The 16411-nt window shown below is 61.6% G+C and carries 18 protein-coding genes; 16 read left to right on the top strand and 2 right to left on the bottom strand.

Features of this window, described 5'->3' with window-relative positions; translation table 11 throughout:
* The 5 genes from NKJ75_RS24595 to NKJ75_RS24575 all read left to right on the top strand — a co-directional run bounded on the left by NKJ75_RS24595 (position 1) and on the right by NKJ75_RS24575 (position 4666).
* On the top strand, positions 1 to 1131 hold the full coding sequence (locus tag NKJ75_RS24595; RefSeq protein WP_023744469.1) for a CgeB family protein: 1131 nt from the start codon (positions 1 to 3) through the stop codon (positions 1129 to 1131).
* On the top strand, positions 1128 to 2222 hold the full coding sequence (locus NKJ75_RS24590; RefSeq protein ID WP_023667985.1) for a CgeB family protein: 1095 nt from the start codon (positions 1128 to 1130) through the stop codon (positions 2220 to 2222). Before NKJ75_RS24595 ends, NKJ75_RS24590 begins: the two co-directional genes overlap by 4 nt.
* Complete coding sequence (locus tag NKJ75_RS24585) at positions 2219 to 3322, top strand: CgeB family protein (protein ID WP_023681097.1); 1104 nt, start codon at positions 2219 to 2221, stop codon at positions 3320 to 3322. Before NKJ75_RS24590 ends, NKJ75_RS24585 begins: the two co-directional genes overlap by 4 nt.
* A 23-nt stretch (positions 3323 to 3345) precedes the next feature.
* A complete protein-coding gene (locus NKJ75_RS24580; protein WP_023744467.1) occupies positions 3346 to 4386 on the top strand; it encodes a UDP-glucuronic acid decarboxylase family protein in 1041 nt (346 codons plus the stop codon).
* Between the two features lie 94 nt (positions 4387 to 4480).
* Positions 4481 to 4666 (top strand): hypothetical protein, encoded by a 186-nt coding sequence (locus NKJ75_RS24575; protein ID WP_023667982.1) that lies wholly within the window; start codon positions 4481 to 4483, stop codon positions 4664 to 4666.
* Positions 4667 to 4674: 8 nt separating this feature from the next.
* Here NKJ75_RS24575 and NKJ75_RS24570 read toward each other — a convergent pair whose 3' ends face one another.
* Positions 4675 to 6489, bottom strand: coding sequence for a hypothetical protein (locus NKJ75_RS24570; RefSeq protein WP_245265754.1), 1815 nt, complete (start codon positions 6487 to 6489; stop codon positions 4675 to 4677).
* Positions 6490 to 6574: 85 nt separating this feature from the next.
* Between NKJ75_RS24570 and NKJ75_RS24565 the strand changes: the two genes are divergently transcribed.
* The 11 genes from NKJ75_RS24565 to NKJ75_RS24515 all read left to right on the top strand — a co-directional run bounded on the left by NKJ75_RS24565 (position 6575) and on the right by NKJ75_RS24515 (position 15552).
* The gene (locus NKJ75_RS24565; RefSeq protein ID WP_023736084.1) at positions 6575 to 7678 is read left to right on the top strand and encodes an inositol-3-phosphate synthase; all 1104 of its coding nucleotides are present in this window, start codon (positions 6575 to 6577) and stop codon (positions 7676 to 7678) included.
* The gene (locus NKJ75_RS24560) at positions 7675 to 8271 is read left to right on the top strand and encodes a histidine phosphatase family protein (protein ID WP_023667978.1); all 597 of its coding nucleotides are present in this window, start codon (positions 7675 to 7677) and stop codon (positions 8269 to 8271) included. The genes NKJ75_RS24565 and NKJ75_RS24560 overlap by 4 nt, the downstream gene beginning before the upstream one ends.
* Before the next feature lie 14 nt (positions 8272 to 8285).
* Positions 8286 to 9386 carry a CgeB family protein gene (locus NKJ75_RS24555; RefSeq protein WP_023699986.1) on the top strand — a complete coding sequence of 367 codons (1101 nt, stop codon included), beginning with the start codon at positions 8286 to 8288 and terminating at the stop codon, positions 9384 to 9386.
* Positions 9386 to 10189, top strand: coding sequence for a sugar phosphate nucleotidyltransferase (locus NKJ75_RS24550; protein WP_023667976.1), 804 nt, complete (start codon positions 9386 to 9388; stop codon positions 10187 to 10189). Before NKJ75_RS24555 ends, NKJ75_RS24550 begins: the two co-directional genes overlap by 1 nt.
* A gap of 3 nt (positions 10190 to 10192) precedes the next feature.
* Positions 10193 to 10954 (top strand): TIGR04290 family methyltransferase, encoded by a 762-nt coding sequence (locus tag NKJ75_RS24545; protein WP_023687791.1) that lies wholly within the window; start codon positions 10193 to 10195, stop codon positions 10952 to 10954.
* On the top strand, positions 10947 to 11879 hold the full coding sequence (locus NKJ75_RS24540; protein WP_023699985.1) for a glycoside hydrolase 5 family protein: 933 nt from the start codon (positions 10947 to 10949) through the stop codon (positions 11877 to 11879). The genes NKJ75_RS24545 and NKJ75_RS24540 overlap by 8 nt, the downstream gene beginning before the upstream one ends.
* Before the next feature lie 7 nt (positions 11880 to 11886).
* Complete coding sequence (locus NKJ75_RS24535) at positions 11887 to 13044, top strand: glycosyltransferase (protein WP_023744465.1); 1158 nt, start codon at positions 11887 to 11889, stop codon at positions 13042 to 13044.
* 8 nt (positions 13045 to 13052) lie between these two features.
* Positions 13053 to 14033 carry a GNAT family N-acetyltransferase gene (locus NKJ75_RS24530; protein ID WP_023696375.1) on the top strand — a complete coding sequence of 327 codons (981 nt, stop codon included), beginning with the start codon at positions 13053 to 13055 and terminating at the stop codon, positions 14031 to 14033.
* A gap of 4 nt (positions 14034 to 14037) precedes the next feature.
* A complete protein-coding gene (locus NKJ75_RS24525) occupies positions 14038 to 14940 on the top strand; it encodes a class I SAM-dependent methyltransferase (protein ID WP_023744463.1) in 903 nt (300 codons plus the stop codon).
* Between the two features lie 73 nt (positions 14941 to 15013).
* Positions 15014 to 15232, top strand: a complete 219-nt coding sequence (locus NKJ75_RS24520; protein WP_023741848.1) for a hypothetical protein — start codon at positions 15014 to 15016, stop codon at positions 15230 to 15232.
* 143 nt (positions 15233 to 15375) lie between these two features.
* A complete protein-coding gene (locus NKJ75_RS24515; RefSeq protein WP_023696378.1) occupies positions 15376 to 15552 on the top strand; it encodes a hypothetical protein in 177 nt (58 codons plus the stop codon).
* Here the strand turns inward: NKJ75_RS24515 and NKJ75_RS24510 are convergent, their stop codons facing one another.
* Positions 15553 to 16116, bottom strand: a complete 564-nt coding sequence (locus tag NKJ75_RS24510; protein WP_023667968.1) for a sigma-70 family RNA polymerase sigma factor — start codon at positions 16114 to 16116, stop codon at positions 15553 to 15555.
* Positions 16117 to 16411: the final 295 nt, after the last annotated feature.

Below are 16411 nucleotides of genomic sequence, written 5' to 3'. Positions count from 1 at the left end.
ATGCGCTTTGTGTTTTACACCCACTCGGTCGTTTCCGACTGGAACCATGGCAATGCCCATTTCCTGCGCGGCGTCATGCGAGAGCTGGTCCAGCGCCGGCATCAGACTATTGCGCTGGAGCCGGCGAATGGCTGGAGCCGGTCGAATCTGCTGGCTGAGAAGGGGTCGTTCGCCATCGAACGCTTCCGCAAGGATTTTCCCGAACTGATGCCGGTGACCTACGACGCCGGATTTGATCACGAAGCCTGGATTGCCGAGGCCGACGTTGTGATCGTTCATGAGTGGACGGATCCGGAGCTTGTCGCACGTATTGGCCGTGCCCGGGCCGCCGGCGGCAACTTCATCCTTCTTTTTCACGACACCCACCACCGGGCCGTGTCTGCGACCGAGGCACTCTCGGCGCTCCGGCTGGAGCACTATGACGGCGTTCTCGCCTTTGGCGAAACCTTGCGCGAGAGCTATCTGCGCGCCGGCTGGGGCAAGCGCGTCTTCACTTGGCATGAAGCGGCGGACGATCGCCTGTTCAAGCCGCACCCGGAGATCCACCCCACCTCCGATCTGGTCTGGATCGGCAACTGGGGCGATGATGAGCGGACCGCCGAACTCAAGGAGTTTCTGATCGAGCCGGTGCACGATCTCGGCCTTCATGCCGCTGTTCACGGCGTACGCTACCCCAAGACCGCACTTGCGGATCTGGCCACCGCAGGACTGCGCTATGAGGGGTGGATCGCCAATGCCGACGTGCCGAAGGCCTTCGCCGCGCATCGTGTCACCGTTCACGTTCCACGGCGCCCCTATCGCGAGAGGTTGCCCGGAATCCCGACGATCCGCATGTTCGAGGCACTCGCCTGCGGCATTCCGCTGATTTCAGCGCCATGGTCCGATGTCGAGCAGCTTTTCAGGCCCGGTGTCGACTTCCTGTTTGCCGAGAATGGCTCGCAAATGCGGCAACAGCTTCGGACGGTGTTGTCCGACGAGGACTTTGCGGCCTCCCTGGTGACCTCGGGTCTCGAGACCATCCGCTCGCGGCACACCTGCCGCCACCGCGTCGACGAGTTGCTCGGCGTGCTCACGCAATGCGCGAACCGACACACCGCCGTCCCGACAGCCGCAAAGGAAGCCGTCGCATGAAGATCGCATTCTATGGATCGAGCCTTTTGTCGTCCTACTGGAACGGTGCCGCGACGTACTATCGCGGTTTGCTCAAGGCACTTTCGCAATTGGGTTACGAGATCACGTTCTACGAACCCGATGTCTACGACCGGCAGAAGAACCGCGACATCGAAGCTCCCGACTGGTGCACTGTCGTCGTTTATGAGGCGACCCAGCATGCGCTGATGCAGGTCGCGGCACGTGCCGCCGGCGCCGACATCGTCGTCAAGGCGAGTGGCGTCGGTTTCGAAGACGAGGCGCTGCTTCGCGCCGTTCTCGACCACGCCCGCAGCGACGCGCTTGTCGTATTCTGGGACGTGGATGCGCCAGCCACGCTTGCCCAGTTGCGCGACGAGCCGGACCACCCGCTCCATCGTGCACTGCAGGAGATCGACCTCGTGCTGACCTATGGTGGCGGCGATCCCGTTGTCTGGGCCTATCGTGCCATGGGCGCCAAGGAGTGCGTGCCCATCTACAATGCGCTCGATCCCGAAACGCACCATCCGGTCGCCAGCAAAGCGCGTTTTGCCTGCGACCTGGCGTTCCTCGGAAACCGGCTGCCGGACCGTGAAGCGCGTGTCGAATCGTTTTTCCTCGATCCCGCCAGCCAGCTGCCGAAACAGCGTTTCCTGCTCGGAGGCTCGGGTTGGGGCGACAAGCCGCTCCCCACCAATGTAGGCTGGCTCGGCCATGTCGGCACCCGCGATCACAACGCCTTCAATGTCACCCCAAAAGCCGTGTTGAACATCAGCCGCGACAGCATGGCCGCCAACGGTTTTTCACCGGCCACGCGAGTGTTCGAGGCGGCCGGCGCGGGCGCCTGTCTCATCACGGATGCATGGCTGGGCGTGGAACTGTTCCTGAAACCAGGCGAGGAGATCCTGGTCGCGCGTGACGGCGGCGATGTCGCCGAAATAATGCGCTCGCTGACCCCCGGGCGGGCCAAGGCAATCGGCCAAGCCGCACTTCACCGCGTGCTGGCGGACCATACCTACGCGCTTCGGGCGGATGTGGCGGATGCCGTCTTCAAACGTCATTTCGAGCACGGGGCCGTGGAGGCAGCGGAATGACCAAGAAACTGGACATCGTCTTTCTCGGCCTGTCGCTGTCCTCATCCTGGGGAAACGGCCACGCCACGACTTTCCGGGGTCTTTTGAAAGGCTTGCACGGACTCGGTCACCGGGTGACTTTTCTGGAGCGCAACGTGCCCTGGTACGCCAATCACCGCGATCTGCGCGATCCGGAGTTCTGCGCCTTGCGCTACTACGAAACCACTGCGGAGCTGCAACGCGACTACGCACAGTGCCTGGAGCAGGCCGACATCATCGTCATCGGATCCTTTGTTCCAGAAGGACGCCAGGTCATCGACATCGTCGCCTCGCTTTGCAAGGGGCAGCTCTGCTTTTACGACATCGACACCCCGGTGACCCTGGCCAAGCTTTCAGCCGACGATTGCGATTATCTGAGTTCGCGGCAAATTCCGTATTTCGATGTCTATTTCTCCTTCACTGGCGGACCAACGCTCAACCATCTGGCGCAAGACTTCGGCGCGCGTCATGCCGAACCTCTCTATTGTTCGGTCGATCCAGAACGGCATCACCCGACAGGAGATCCGATCCGCTGGGATCTCGGCTATCTCGGCACCTACAGCATGGACCGGCAGACAACGCTGAACGCTCTGCTGCTCGAGCCCGCACGGCATATGCCGAACCTCCGTTTCGTCGTGGCCGGCTCCCAATATCCATCCGACATCATCTGGCCGGACAATGTCGAACGCATCGAACATTTGCCGCCAGCCGATCACGCCGCGTTCTATAGCCGTCAGCGCTACACGCTGAATGTCACACGCAGTTCCATGATCACCGCAGGATGGTCGCCCAGCGTGCGCCTGTTCGAAGCGGCGGCTTGCGGCACGCCCATCGTCAGCGACCACTGGCCAGGGCTCGACAGCTTCTTTCCCGCATCGGCGATCCACACCGCCGCGGAGACGGACGAAGTCATCGATATCCTCGTTGGCGAGTCCGAGCGCGCACGCCTGGCCATGGCCGGCCGGGCTCGCAAACTCGTCCTCGCTTCCCACACCGGTGGGGCCAGGGCTCGCGAATTCGTGGCGGCGCTGACCCAACCAACGGCGACGGCCCTCGATCTCGACATTGGAAGTGCAGCATGAACGGCAGACAGGAGAAAACAGCGATGCGACAGACAAGAAAGGCGCACAGGGCAAAGACGGTGCTTGTTGCCGGCGGCGCGGGTTTCCTCGGTTCGCATCTTTGCGAAGTATTGCTCCGCAACGGCTGGCGCGTGATCTGCGTCGACAATTTTCTGACCGGGCGCATGGAAAACATCATCTCGATCATGGACCGGCCGGGTTTCCGGTTGATCGAGCAGGACATCTGCCGGCCATTGGATCTCGGCGAGCCCGTGGATCACATCTTCAACCTGGCCTGCGCCGCCTCACCGCCGCGTTATCAGGCCGACCCGATACACACCACGCGTACCTGCGTGATAGGAACCCTCAACCTGCTCGAACTCGCTGTCCGCAATGACGCGCGACTGCTGCAGGCCTCGACGAGCGAAGTGTATGGCGATCCGGAACAACACCCGCAAAGGGAGGATTATGTCGGCCATGTGAACTGCACCGGCCCACGCGCCTGCTACGACGAGGGCAAGCGCACCGCCGAAACGCTTTGCTTCGACTATCTAAGGGCCGGCAAGGCCGACGTCCGCGTCGCGCGCATCTTCAACACCTACGGTCCGAGAATGGATCCGGCCGACGGTCGCATCGTCTCGAATTTGATCATGCAGGCGCTCGAGAAGCGTCCGCTGACGATATTCGGCGACGGCCAGCAAACGCGATCCTTCTGCTATGTCTCCGACTTGATTGATGGATTGATGCGCCTGATGAACATCGACCCCAATCCGGGCAAGCCGGTCAATCTGGGCAATCCCGGAGAATTCACCATCGTGCGACTGGCGGCATTGGTGAAGGCGATGACCGGCACCAAGTCGGATCTGAAATTTCTGCCCCTGCCGCAAGACGATCCTCGGCGCAGGCAGCCTGATATTACGCGTGCGAAAACGCTGCTCGGCTGGTCGCCGAGAGTGCCGCTCAACGAAGGGCTCAAGCTGACGATCGATTATTTCGCGGCGCTCGAAGGCACCGGCATCGGCGATCAGATGACAGGCCTTGCCAAAAGGAGACCCGCAGGCGGGCTGCAGAACCTTCCTGCATGACGTGGGCCGCGGCCGGACCTGCCCGGAGATCGTGCGGAACATCCATCCAACCTTGTAGTTTGGCGGGAGGGACCCGATACGGAGGATCATCCTCATGCAACCCAAGCGACCCGCGAAGGATGTCGACAAGATTGCCGAACGCGAGGCGGCTGCCTATTTGCGGCGCTCCTCGATCACCTATCTCGAGTGCTGCGTCAGCTTGATGATGACGCATCTGCAGCGCGAGGAAGTGGCCGCTATTCTTGAGCAGGAAGCAGACATGCTGCGAAGGCTGGATTGATCGAAACGTTACACCTGAGATTCGTCCAGGAATCGTATCAGCCCCGCCCTGTATCGGTCTGCCGTCCCGGCCAGCCTTGCTTTTTCCTGGCCATTTTCGGATTGCGCAGCCGTGCTCCAGAGCCCGATTTGGAACGCCAAATAGCAGGGTTCGAAAAAATCGATGTGGCCATTGTCAATATCGAGCCCCATCCCCTCGACCAATGTCGTCACATCGCTGTCGGATAGTCCATATTCGACACGGGCGCCGGCAATGTCCCACTCTATCGGCTGGCAGCCAATCAAATCGTGTGCCCGGCAATGGTCGACGGCATCTGTCTTGAGCACCGTGCCGTCGGCACAAACGAGAAACTCCCACGCGTGAAGCTTTCCGTCGATTTCCACCCGCTGCAGAACATACGCAGGGGTTTTTTTCGAGAGCCAACGGCGCAACGTCGCCGCTCGGTTCTCGCCCAGGGCTTCAGATGTATTGGAAACAGCCATTTCCGCGAGTGCGAGCAATGATGCACCCGGTTCGCAGGTTCGGAGATTGAGCGCCCGCCAGGTTAGATAGCGCGCCAACTCCGCGACCAGCCTTCCTCTTGGCAGCGGCGCCTGGTCCATCGTGGTGCCGTCAATCCACCGTTCGACCAGAAAGCCGTGGCAAAGCCCGACCACTTGCGATCCGAACCCGGCTTTCCCCAACATTTCCGCGGCTCGTCTCTTACGCCGTCCGGTTTCGCCGAGGCCGGCGAATTTGACGAGCCAGCGACCACACCCCGCGGACGCCAGGAATTTACGCCGCTCGATGCCGCGCGGGCTCGGCGGCCAATGCTTTTCGTCGACGTAGTGGACGCTCCTCCATTCGCCACCAGACAGTTCGGTCAGGCGTAATTCGGGGCTGCCGACCGCCTCGGCCACCCATTCGCTAAGCGTGGGAATGTTCGAGCTTTCGGGGAAGGTGCATTCGAGCGCCGTCGCCACATGTTTCGGACAGCGCGACCATGTCTCCCTGGCCTCCCGTGACGCTTCGATGCCCGGGTTGCCAGGATGGCTGGGAAACAGGTGAATGCGGTCCATACCAATACCCAGTTCCCGCAGCCACGCGACGACGGCGTGCATCGAACTGCCGGACAGACCGGGACCTTCGTCTACAACGGCGAAGCGTGCCGATGGATTGTTCTTCCAGGAAGCGATCGAGCGCGGATCGGCATTGATGTGCCTGCGGAAAGGATGGCCGACCGGACGAACGCTGAACGGCGCCGGCGCGCCAATCGCGGCAGCCACTATGGCGGCAAGCCCCAGGCCGATGCTGCGGATGCCGATCACGCATGTGTTCGCATCGAGACCTGACTCCTGCGCCGCTCCCAAATAGCTTTCGGGATAAAGCGCGTAATGCGCGTAACCCTCGGCAGAACCGGTCAGAACCTCAGCCTCGCAATCCAACCCGTCCAGCAGTTGGAGAAGTCCTGGGTCGATGCCACCGCCCACGGCGAAACCGCTTCGCCACGACTTCGCCACCTCGGCCGCAAGACCAACCAGCAATCTCGCGCCTTGCTGTTGCCGCGGCGAAAAGATGTCGATGCCGCTGGTCTCGAAATCGACATCGGCAAGCGCCCGAACCAGTTCCGATACGCTGATGAATAGTCCAACCAACGCGGCATGGCGTCGGAGGCCACGAGCCATGCGGTCCAGACTTTGAGCAATCTCGCTGGCAGCTTCGCGAAGCCGTTCTGCGCTCTGCCTCCGCTTCTGGTCGCCGTAAACGATCATCGATCGGTTTTCCAATGCTTTGCCTTGCGGCAACGCAGCGAGCGCTGCTTCGATCCATGCTGTCTTGCGCAATTTTTCGGCAGGCCAAGGAACATTCCGGCACGCTGGTGGTTCGGCGGCAGGAACTTACCTTTGAACAGCATAGGGCGGCAGTTTCGTGGGATCGAAAAAGGTTCGTGTCGGTATCGTCGGGGTCGGCAATTGCGCATCCTCCCTGGTGCAGGGCCTCTCCTATTATCGTCACGCAAAAAGCAACGAACCAATCCCAGGGCTGATGCATGCCGACCTCGGCGGCTACCATGTCGACGACGTCGAGATTGTCTGCGCGTTCGACGTCGCCAGGAGCAAGGTTGGCCTCGACGTCGCTGAAGCAATCTACGCCGCCCCCAACAACACGTTCCGCTTTGCCGATGCGGCGGCAAACGGCGTTCGCGTCGAGCGCGGACCGACACTTGACGGCATCGGAAAATACTTGCGCGACGAAATCGAGGAGGCGCCGGAGCCGGTTGCCGACGTCAGCGAAATCCTGCGCAACAGCGGCGCCGACGTGCTGGTCTCTTACCTGCCGGTGGGCTCCGAGGAGGCGACGCGCTTCTACGCCGAATGCGCGCTCGAGGCCGGCTGCGCCTTCGTCAACTGCATACCCGTTTTCATCGCCTCACGTCCGGAATGGCGCCGGCGCTTCGAGCAGCGAGGGCTGCCGCTGGTCGGCGATGATATCAAGAGCCAGGTCGGGGCGACCATCGTTCACCGCCTGCTGGCCAATCTCTTCCGCGAGCGCGGCGTGCGCATCGATCGCACTTATCAGCTGAATTTCGGCGGCAACACCGACTTCCTCAACATGCTGGAACGCGAGCGGCTGGAATCAAAGAAGATTTCCAAGACCCAGTCCGTGGCCAGCCAGTTCGATGTTCCCCTGGAGCCGGGCAATATTCATGTCGGACCCAGCGACCACGTACCGTGGCTGACCGATCGCAAATGGGCCTATATCCGGGTGGAAGGGACGACCTTCGGCGGCGTGCCGCTCAACGCCGAACTCAAGCTGGAAGTCTGGGATTCTCCAAATTCAGCCGGCGTGGTGATCGATGCGATACGCTGCGCCAAGCTTGCGCTCGATCGTGGCATAGCGGGAGCACTGACCGGCCCCTGCAGCTATTTCATGAAGTCGCCTCCCGAACAGTTCACCGACGCCGAAGCGCGGCAGCGCACGCTCGCTTTCATCGCCGGCAAGGACGAGCCTTTGCTGGATGCCGCGGAATGACGACAACGTTCTTTTTGATCCGTCATGCAGCGCACGACAATGTCGGCTCCTATCTTGCAGGACGGATGGACGGCGTTTGCCTTGGCGAGGCTGGGAAGGCGCAGGCCGCGCATCTTGGTGGCCGCATGGCCCGGGAGCCGATTGAAGCCATCTTGTGCAGCCCGCGTGAGCGTACGCAAGAGACGGCCGTGCCGATCGCGCTTGCCTGCGGCGTCGGCGAAATCGCGATCTGCGCCGAACTCGACGAGATCGATTTCGGCGATTGGTCGGGAAAGACTTTCGACGAGTTGAATGGCGATGCCGGTTGGCGGGCGTGGAACGACCAGCGGCAGGAGGCCAGGACACCGAGCGGCGAGACCATGCTGGATGTCCAGGAGCGGATCGTCGCACTGATGAACGCAGTGCGCGAGCGGCATCCGAATCAGTGTGTCGCCCTGGTCAGCCACGCCGACGTGATCAAAGCCGCCGTCTGCAAGGTGCTTGGCTTGCCGGTCGGCGACTGCTTCCGCTTCGACATCGATCCAGCCTCGATCACGACGATCGTGTCGGGTGACTGGGGCTCCAAGCTCCTGCGAATGAACGAAGCTGCCTGACGAGGACTTTCCGGATGCAGATGGTCATTTTCGGTCTCACCGTTACATCATCATGGGGCAACGGCCATGCCACGCTCTGGCGCGGACTGATCCGCGCCCTGGGTCGGCTGGGATGGTCCATCACCTTCTTCGAACGCGATACCCCCTACTATGCCGGGACGCGTGATCTCGATCGGCTCGATGGCGGCAACGTCGTCATTTATCCGGACTGGGAAGACATCCGTCGCGTTGCGGAGCGGGCAATGAAGCAAGCGGATGTCGTCGTCGTTACCTCCTACTGTGCCGACGCCGTGGAGGCCTCGCGGCTGGCGCAGCAGACAGGTCGCGGATTGCGTGTCTTCTACGATCTCGACACTCCGGTCACGCTTGCCCGCATCGAGCAAGGCGAGCGTCCGCCCTATTTCGGACCTGAGGGTCTTGCCGATTTCGACCTCGTTTTGAGTTACACCGGCGGCTCTGCGATCGAGGCGCTTAAGTCGGTTTTAGGCGCGCGTCACGTGGTGCCTCTCTATGGGCATGTCGATCCCGACCAACACCGGCCGGCAGAGAAGCGGGCCGAATTCGCCGGTGATCTGTCCTATCTCGGAACTTACGCGGCGGATCGCCAGGCCGGCGTCGAAAAGCTGCTGGTCCGCCCGGCCGCGCGCCTGCCCGACCACCGTTTCATCATTGGCGGCGCGCAATATCCGCAGGAATTCCCATGGAGCGACAACATCTTCTTTGTCAGGCATCTTCCGCCAGCCGACCATCCGGCTTTCTTCTCATCATCTCGCCTGACACTGAACGTCACCCGGGAGGCGATGGCGCAAAAGGGCTGGTGCCCGTCGGGACGGCTCTTCGAAGCGGCCGCGTGTGGGGCTGCCATCGTCACCGATGCATGGCCGGGCCTGGCCGAATTTTTCGAACCCGGCCGCGAAATCTTGTTGGCGCATGACACCGATGATGTGGTCGCCGCATTGCGATTGCCGGAGCGCGAGCTCGACGGCATTCGAAGGCGTGCCCGCGACCGGGTCTTGGGCGAACATACTTCCGCACGGCGCGCGGCGGAACTGGATCGCATCCTGAACGAGGCCTTTCAAAGATCTCCCGGCGAACCGATGAGGGAAGCGGTCTAATGTTGGGCATCGTACCCGCTGCCGGGCGCGGCAGCCGCATTCAGCCGCTCGGCTTCTCGAAAGAGCTGCTGCCGGTCGGTAGCCGGATCGATGGACAGACCGAGCGTCCATGCGCCGTGAGCGAGTATCTGGTACGGCGCATGGTGCAGGCCGGCGTCGACAAGATTTGCTTCATCATCGGATCGGGCAAATCCGACATCCTTGAATACTACGCCGCCGGCTACGGTGACGCGGCGGCTCTCTTCGTGGTGCAGCCGAACCCCGTCGGTCTGTGCGATGCGATCTTCCGGGCGGCGCCCCTCGTCGCGCCCGACGAGGTCGTCCTGGTCGGCCTTCCCGATACGATCTGGTTTCCCGAGGACGGTTTCCGCCATTTGCCCGACGATCAGCTCTCATTTCTGCTTTTCCCGGTGGATCAGCCGGAATTCTTCGACGCCGTCGTCACCGACGTCCACGAGCGCGTGATCGAAATCCAGGTCAAACGACAGGATGCCGCCACGAACTGGGTTTGGGGTGCGTTCAAGATGCCGGGCCATATCCTGCATCAGCTTGCGGCACTCTGGCGTGAGCGCGAGCGCAGTGACGAATATATCGGCACTTTGGTCAACGCCTATATTGCGGCCGGCGGTACAGCTTTTGGTGTCAGGGCTGGGTCGGACTATGTCGATGTCGGCACTTTCAACGGCTATCGAACAGCTCTGCGGTTGCTTGAAAACGACGCCTCATCCGCGCAGCGCCGGCCCACCATGATCATGCCCGGCGCGCAGTCGCATGTACCCGTCGTTCCTGGCGAAGGAGCCTGAGCCATGCTGCATTCCCATGCCGAAATCCGCCGCCGCATCGATGCGCTCGGCCCGTGGTTCCACAACATGGAACTTGCCGGCGTCGAAACCGCTCCCAACCATTTTCTGGGCAACTACCCGCTGATCAAATGGCGCAAATTTGCCAATGCCATTCCTGCTGATCTGACGGGCAAGGCGGTACTCGATATCGGCTGCAATGCAGGATTTTACTCCATCGAGATGAAGCGGCGAGGTGCTGACCGTGTCCTCGGCATCGATTTCGATGACGCCTATCTGGCCCAAGCTCGCTTTGCCGCCGAGGTTGCCGATTGCGAGATCGAATTCCAGAAGCTTTCGGTCTACGATGTCGGGTCGCTGCGCGAGACGTTCGATGTCGTGCTGTTCATGGGGGTGCTTTACCATTTGCGCCACCCCTTGCTCGCGCTCGACCTGATCCGCGAACATGTCGCCCGTGACCTGATGATCTTCCAGTCCATGCAGCGCGGCAGCGCGGATCTGCCCGAGTTGGAGGAAAACTATCATTTCTGGACGCATGACCTGTTCGACCAGCCGCAGTTTCCCAAGCTGCATTTCATCGAGCACCGCTATGCCGACGATCCCACCAACTGGTGGATTCCAAACCGCGCCTGCACCGAAGCGATGCTGCGCAGCGCCGGTTTCGAGATCGTTCTGCACCCCGAGCAGGAGGTCTATTTCTGCCGCGCAGCCGGGGACCCGGCCGGCGGCGGCGCCATCTACCCCTCGAAAGGACAGCTCCATGATTGAAGCCGCCATGATCTGGAACGAGCCCAACAACAAATCGCATTGGGACCCAGAGCTCGATCCCGATTGGAGCCGCTTTGCCAGGATGGCGATCTTGTCGGCTGACGCAATCGCGTCGGAGAACCCGTCTTTGACGAAAGTACTCGGTGGCATCTCGCCGATAGATCCGGGCTTTATCACCCGCATGAAGGAATTCGGCGTGCTGGACCATGTCGATGCCGTCGCCGTGCACGGCTTTCCGCTCGACTGGAACCTGTGGCAGATCCACGAATGGCCACAGAAGATCGGCGAGATCGCGACCGTCACCAACCTTCCCATCTGGGTCAGCGAAGTCGGCGTATCGACCTTCGGCGCGGAAGAAATCCAGGTTTGGGGGCTCAAGCGCACCGCCGAGTTGCTGATTGGCAACGCACCACGCATCCAGTGGTACAGCCTCTACGATCTTCCGCGCGAATGGGAAGCAACGACGCGGCATCGCGAGGCGGAGGGCTCTTCTTACTATCGACATTTCCACATGGGGCTGCTGCGCCAGGACGGTACGCCAAAACCTGCGCTGGAGGAGTTCCTGCGCTACACGCCCGCAATGGGGCTGGTGCAGTGGTTTCATTTCGAGGACCCCCGGCTGGACGATGCCGTCGCCTGGATGAAGCGGCTGGGCGTCACCAATATGCGCACGGGGCTTTCCTGGGCAGACAGCTTCCGGCCGAACGCGCTGGACTGGTTCGACCGGCAGATGGAGGCACTCGCCGATTTCGACGTGACGGTCACCTTTTGCTTTACACCGCAGCATCGCGGAATGATGCCCCACCACACCAGCCCGCCACTGGCGCCGGAGGAGTTCGCGGAATTCTGCGCAACCATGATCCGCCGCTATGCGCCCGGCATGACGTCCGCTTCGCTCCCGACGCGGCGGGCCTCGGCAGCGTGAAAGTGTCATGCTGCCAATGCATCAGACGCCTGACACATTGGACGAATTAGCGGCATCATCGGCAGGTGGTGCGGCATACGGGACCGAGGCGCAACCAGCCGCGGCGCTCACTGTCCTCAATGTCGCCTACCCTCTCGCACCCGTCGGACCCGATGCTGTCGGCGGTGCCGAACAGGTTCTGTCGATGCTCGATCGGGAGCTGGTTCGCGCCGGCCACCGCTCTATCGTCATTGGCTGCCGCGGCTCCAGCGCGAGCGGTACCCTTGTGGAAATACCGGCTGAAAACGGCGTGCTCGACGAGGCGGCGAAGAGCCGCGCGCAGCAGGCTCATCGCAAAGCGATCGCCGCTGCCCGCGCCCGATGGCCGATCGATGTGGTTCATCTGCACGGCATCGATTTTCATGCCTATCTGCCCGACGATGGTCCGACCCTGGTGAGCCTCCACCTGCCCTTGGACTGGTATCCGGCCGAGGCTCTGCGACCGACGCGCGACGACCTGTGGCTCCATGCGGTCTCGCCCACCCAGCAGCAAACGGCGCCACCAGGGGCCAGACTGGTGGCGCCGATTCCCAACGGCGTTGACATCGAAGCACTGAGCCTGGTGCAGCCGAAGCGAGACTTTGCCCTGGTTCTCAGCCGGGTCTGCCCGGAAAAGGGCATTCACCTGGCCCTGGACGCGGCCAAACAGGCGCGCGTGCCCCTGGTCATCGGCGGCAAGGTCTATCCCTACGAAACACATACGCGCTACTTTCGCGACGAGGTCCAATCCCGTCTTGATGCTCGCCGCCGCTTCCTGGGCCCGCTCGGCTTTAACGCCAAGAGGCGCTTTCTCAACGCAGCCCGCTGTCTGGTCATTCCAAGCCTCGCCGCCGAGACAAGCTCGCTTGTCGCCATGGAGGCCCTCGCCTGCGGTACCCCGGTGGTCGCATTCCCGAATGGTGCGCTTGCGGATGTCATCGAGCACGGCAGGACGGGCTTTCTCGTCAACACAGTCGACGAGATGGCCCAAGCCATTCTTGCGGCGCCCAGCCTGGACGCCGAGGCGTGCCGGGTGGAGGCGCGACGGCGGTTTTCGCTGGAACGGATGATCTCGTCGTATATGGCTGCCTATCAGGCGCTGGCACAACTTGGCACAGATTGCCGGCGCTTCGCTGCGGCACCGTGAGAAAAGCAGTGTTGCGCAGCGAAATCATCGATGACCCCGTAAAATTCGATGCCTTGACGCCGCACTGGTGGAAACTGTGGGAGCAGAGTTCCTCTGCGACGCCGTTCCAATCCCCCGCCTGGCTGGTGCCATGGTGGCGCGCATTCGCACCCGGTGAACTGGCGACAGTCGCGGTCTGGCGTGGCGGCGATCTGGTCGGGCTGGCGCCACTCTATCTCGAGCATGGAACGGCCGGTTCGAAGCTGCTTCCGGTCGGCATTTCGCTCAGCGATTATCTGGACATCCTGGCTGTCCAGGATATCGAGGCGGCGGTCGTGTCCACAATTGCCGAAACGATCTGCTCGGTCGGGTGGTCACAATGGATCTTGTCTGATCTGCCGCAAAACAGTGCCGGTCTTACGATCGCGCATCCCGGTTTAACGGTCGAGAGGCCGGTAATTCATGCAGCCTGCCCCGTGCTTGCTGTTGCCGGCGACGAAACGTTGGCCGGCTGCGTTCCCGCTCGGCGCAGGCGCCAGTTGCGCCGGGCGCGCCAAGCGGCGTCCAGACGCGGCCGGCTCGCGTTGGCGTCAGCTCGGGGTGATCACCAGAACTTCCTGAATCAATTGATCCGCCTGCACCATGCACGCTGGGTTGGACATGGAGGTGGTGTATTGGCCGACCCCGCCGTGCAGCACTTCCATGAGCTTTCACTTCCCTTGCTCGATGCTCACGGTCTGGTCCGATGCTGGTTGCTCGCGATCGATGGCACGACTGTCGCCGCCTATTACGGATTTCACCACCGCGGCCGCGCCTATGCCTATCTCGGCGGCCTCGATCCTGCTTATGCCGAGGAGAGCCCAGGGGCGATCCTGATCGGCCACGCGATCGCGGAGTCGATCCGCGAGGATGCGCGCGAGTTCGACTTCCTGCGCGGCCAGGAGCCCTACAAATACGGCTGGGGCGCCGTTGACAGGTGGACGATGCGGAGGATCTGGACGCGGAGTTGATGTCATGAGTGTGCACGCGCAGCGCCGGACATCGGTCAGACGGGCGGTCGAAGATTGCATGGCCGATGGTGCCTGCGCCGAAGCTGTTCTCGTCAGGCTGGCGCTTCACCTGCCGCCCACAATTGAAGCGGCGGAATTGGCGGAGGTCGTGCTGAAAGTCCGTCCGGCGGATACCGGCGATGCTGAAAGACTGCGAAAGGTCGCTGGACTGCTGCGCCACAAACCGGGCGTCCTTGCCACTTTGCGAGCGACAGGCGGCGCCGTTCGGCATGAACGCGGTAACGGCGAGACGGATATCGCCGTCGTCACGCGGCTGGCCTCGAGTTTTGATGCCGCGGCAGCAATTTCGACAGCCGCAAGTGTCCAGTTAGGATCCCTTGGCGATGACGAGCGGCTGACAGCCATGACCGACGAAATCGTTGAATGGCTCGAGGCGCGAGAATTCACCGGAATTGAACGAGACATTCTCGACATCGGTTGCGGCATCGGACGTTTCGAGCGCGCGCTGTTCAATTCCTTCAAGCGGATGGTCGGCATCGACATATCGTCGCGGATGATCTCTATCGCCTCCGAGCAATGCGCAACGCTCGGCAATGTCGAACTGCGCCAAACCTCCGGTCTCGATCTGGCCGACTTCGACGACGACAGTTTCGATTGCGTGTTGGCGGTCGACAGCTTTCCCTACCTGGTCCTGGCCGGCATGGCTGAGCGGCTTTTCGATGAAATTGCGCGCGTTCTCAAACGGCCGGGCCGGCTCGCATTGCTGAACTATTCTTATCGCGGATCGCTTTCTTTGGACCGGGCCGACATCGGCCGTCTTGCGCAAGCTCACCAATTGCGGGTCGTCATCGACGGCGAGAAGCCGTTTCGGTCATGGGATGGCGACGCCTTCCTGCTTGCTGGGTGAGACGGAACATTACAGCGCGATGCCGGTTCGGGCGTCGGCACCGATCGGTGTCCTGGATTCGAAGGAGGAGATCATGGCATCCGGCGGCAAAAAGCATTTCGGCCAAGGCAGCCAAGGCAAAGGTGCCGGCGCCGGCGCAATGACCACCTTGGACAAGGACAAGATCGAGGAAAACGCGGTTTTGTCCAACCGCGACAGGAAGCAGCATGGCCGAGAGCGCGGGCTGGACGGCAATCGAACCAAGTCCGATCAATTTCAGGATCACGCCGCAAACCGGTTGCTGAAGGACTGACGCCACCGCGCCGCGTCTTGCCGCGGCACGGAGGAAAAACTGTGCAAGGGCCGCCGGTGAGCCTCTCAGCGGCCGACAACGCCTTGTAGTGCCGAGCGCTCATCCACCAGACTTGGATCTAGGGATGCTATCAAGAGAACGTGATGTCTCATTCGAGCGACGATACCACGGATCTGCTTGTCGAGATGGCAGTGGATCGGGAGATTGCTTCCCTGCTGGCCGCCATAGAGCAGGAAAAGATACCAGACCGCCTATCCAAGCTGGCGATCGAATTGCAAAATGCTCTCGTCGAGAAGCATCGGCGAGACGTGAAGAGCTGATTATCTGCGGCTGTCGACCTCTATATCGAGCTGACCATCCGACAGCTGATTTCGCCTTTCTATCAATGTCTGCAACGAGCTCTCCCCGAGTAGCTCAAGGATGTTGGCGCGGGCACGGTTCAGCCGGCTCTTGACCGTCCCTACCGCGCAGCCGCAGATTTCGGCGGTTTCCTCGTAGCCCACTCCTAAAACGCCGATCAGCATCAGCACCTCGCGCTGATGTTCGGGCAGCTTTTGGATGGCGCCGTGAACTTCCTTGCTCTGAACGGTCCATTCCTGGGTAGCTTCCGAAATCGGTCTCGAAGACGCGCAGTCGAGAAGGCCTGGCGCTTCCCGTGCAGCGATCTTGATCCGCGTGTAGTAGGTGTTGCGCATGATGGTGAAGAGCCACGACTTCATGCGTGTACCGGGTTCGAACTTGTCGATGTTGGCGAGCCCTTTGGTCAACGTTTCCTGCACCAGATCGTCGGCATCGTCTGGAACGCGGCAGAAGGTGCGCGCGAAAGCCCGCAGGGCAGGTATCAGATCAACGATGGAAACGTCATTGGTTTGTTGGTCGGCCAAGAGATAGCCTCCGGATGACAATGGTCCAGCTCCCAGAAGAAAGAGTGAATGAACGAAGCCAGAGCTAAATGCATGGAAGTTTGGTTCGTTCCCGCCGTTGGAAACAACTCTTCGAAAATTCCACCGGGCGCGAACACGCCGACTACGGTCTTCCCCCAAACACGCCCACTTCAAAGGAACGAAACACCATGCCGAGCTTCATTCCCGGGAACCTCGCCGGTGCGTTTGGCTGTGCAGGGCATGGACCGAGTCGTGCGGCTGGTAACGCGCAAACCACTGCCTGACAAACCTATTG

This window comes from Mesorhizobium sp. M0058 (genome assembly GCF_040323095.1).
GTDB lineage: Bacteria > Pseudomonadota > Alphaproteobacteria > Rhizobiales > Rhizobiaceae > Mesorhizobium.
Note: the sequence above shows the minus strand (reverse complement) of the source record. Positions and strands in the feature narration are given on the sequence as shown.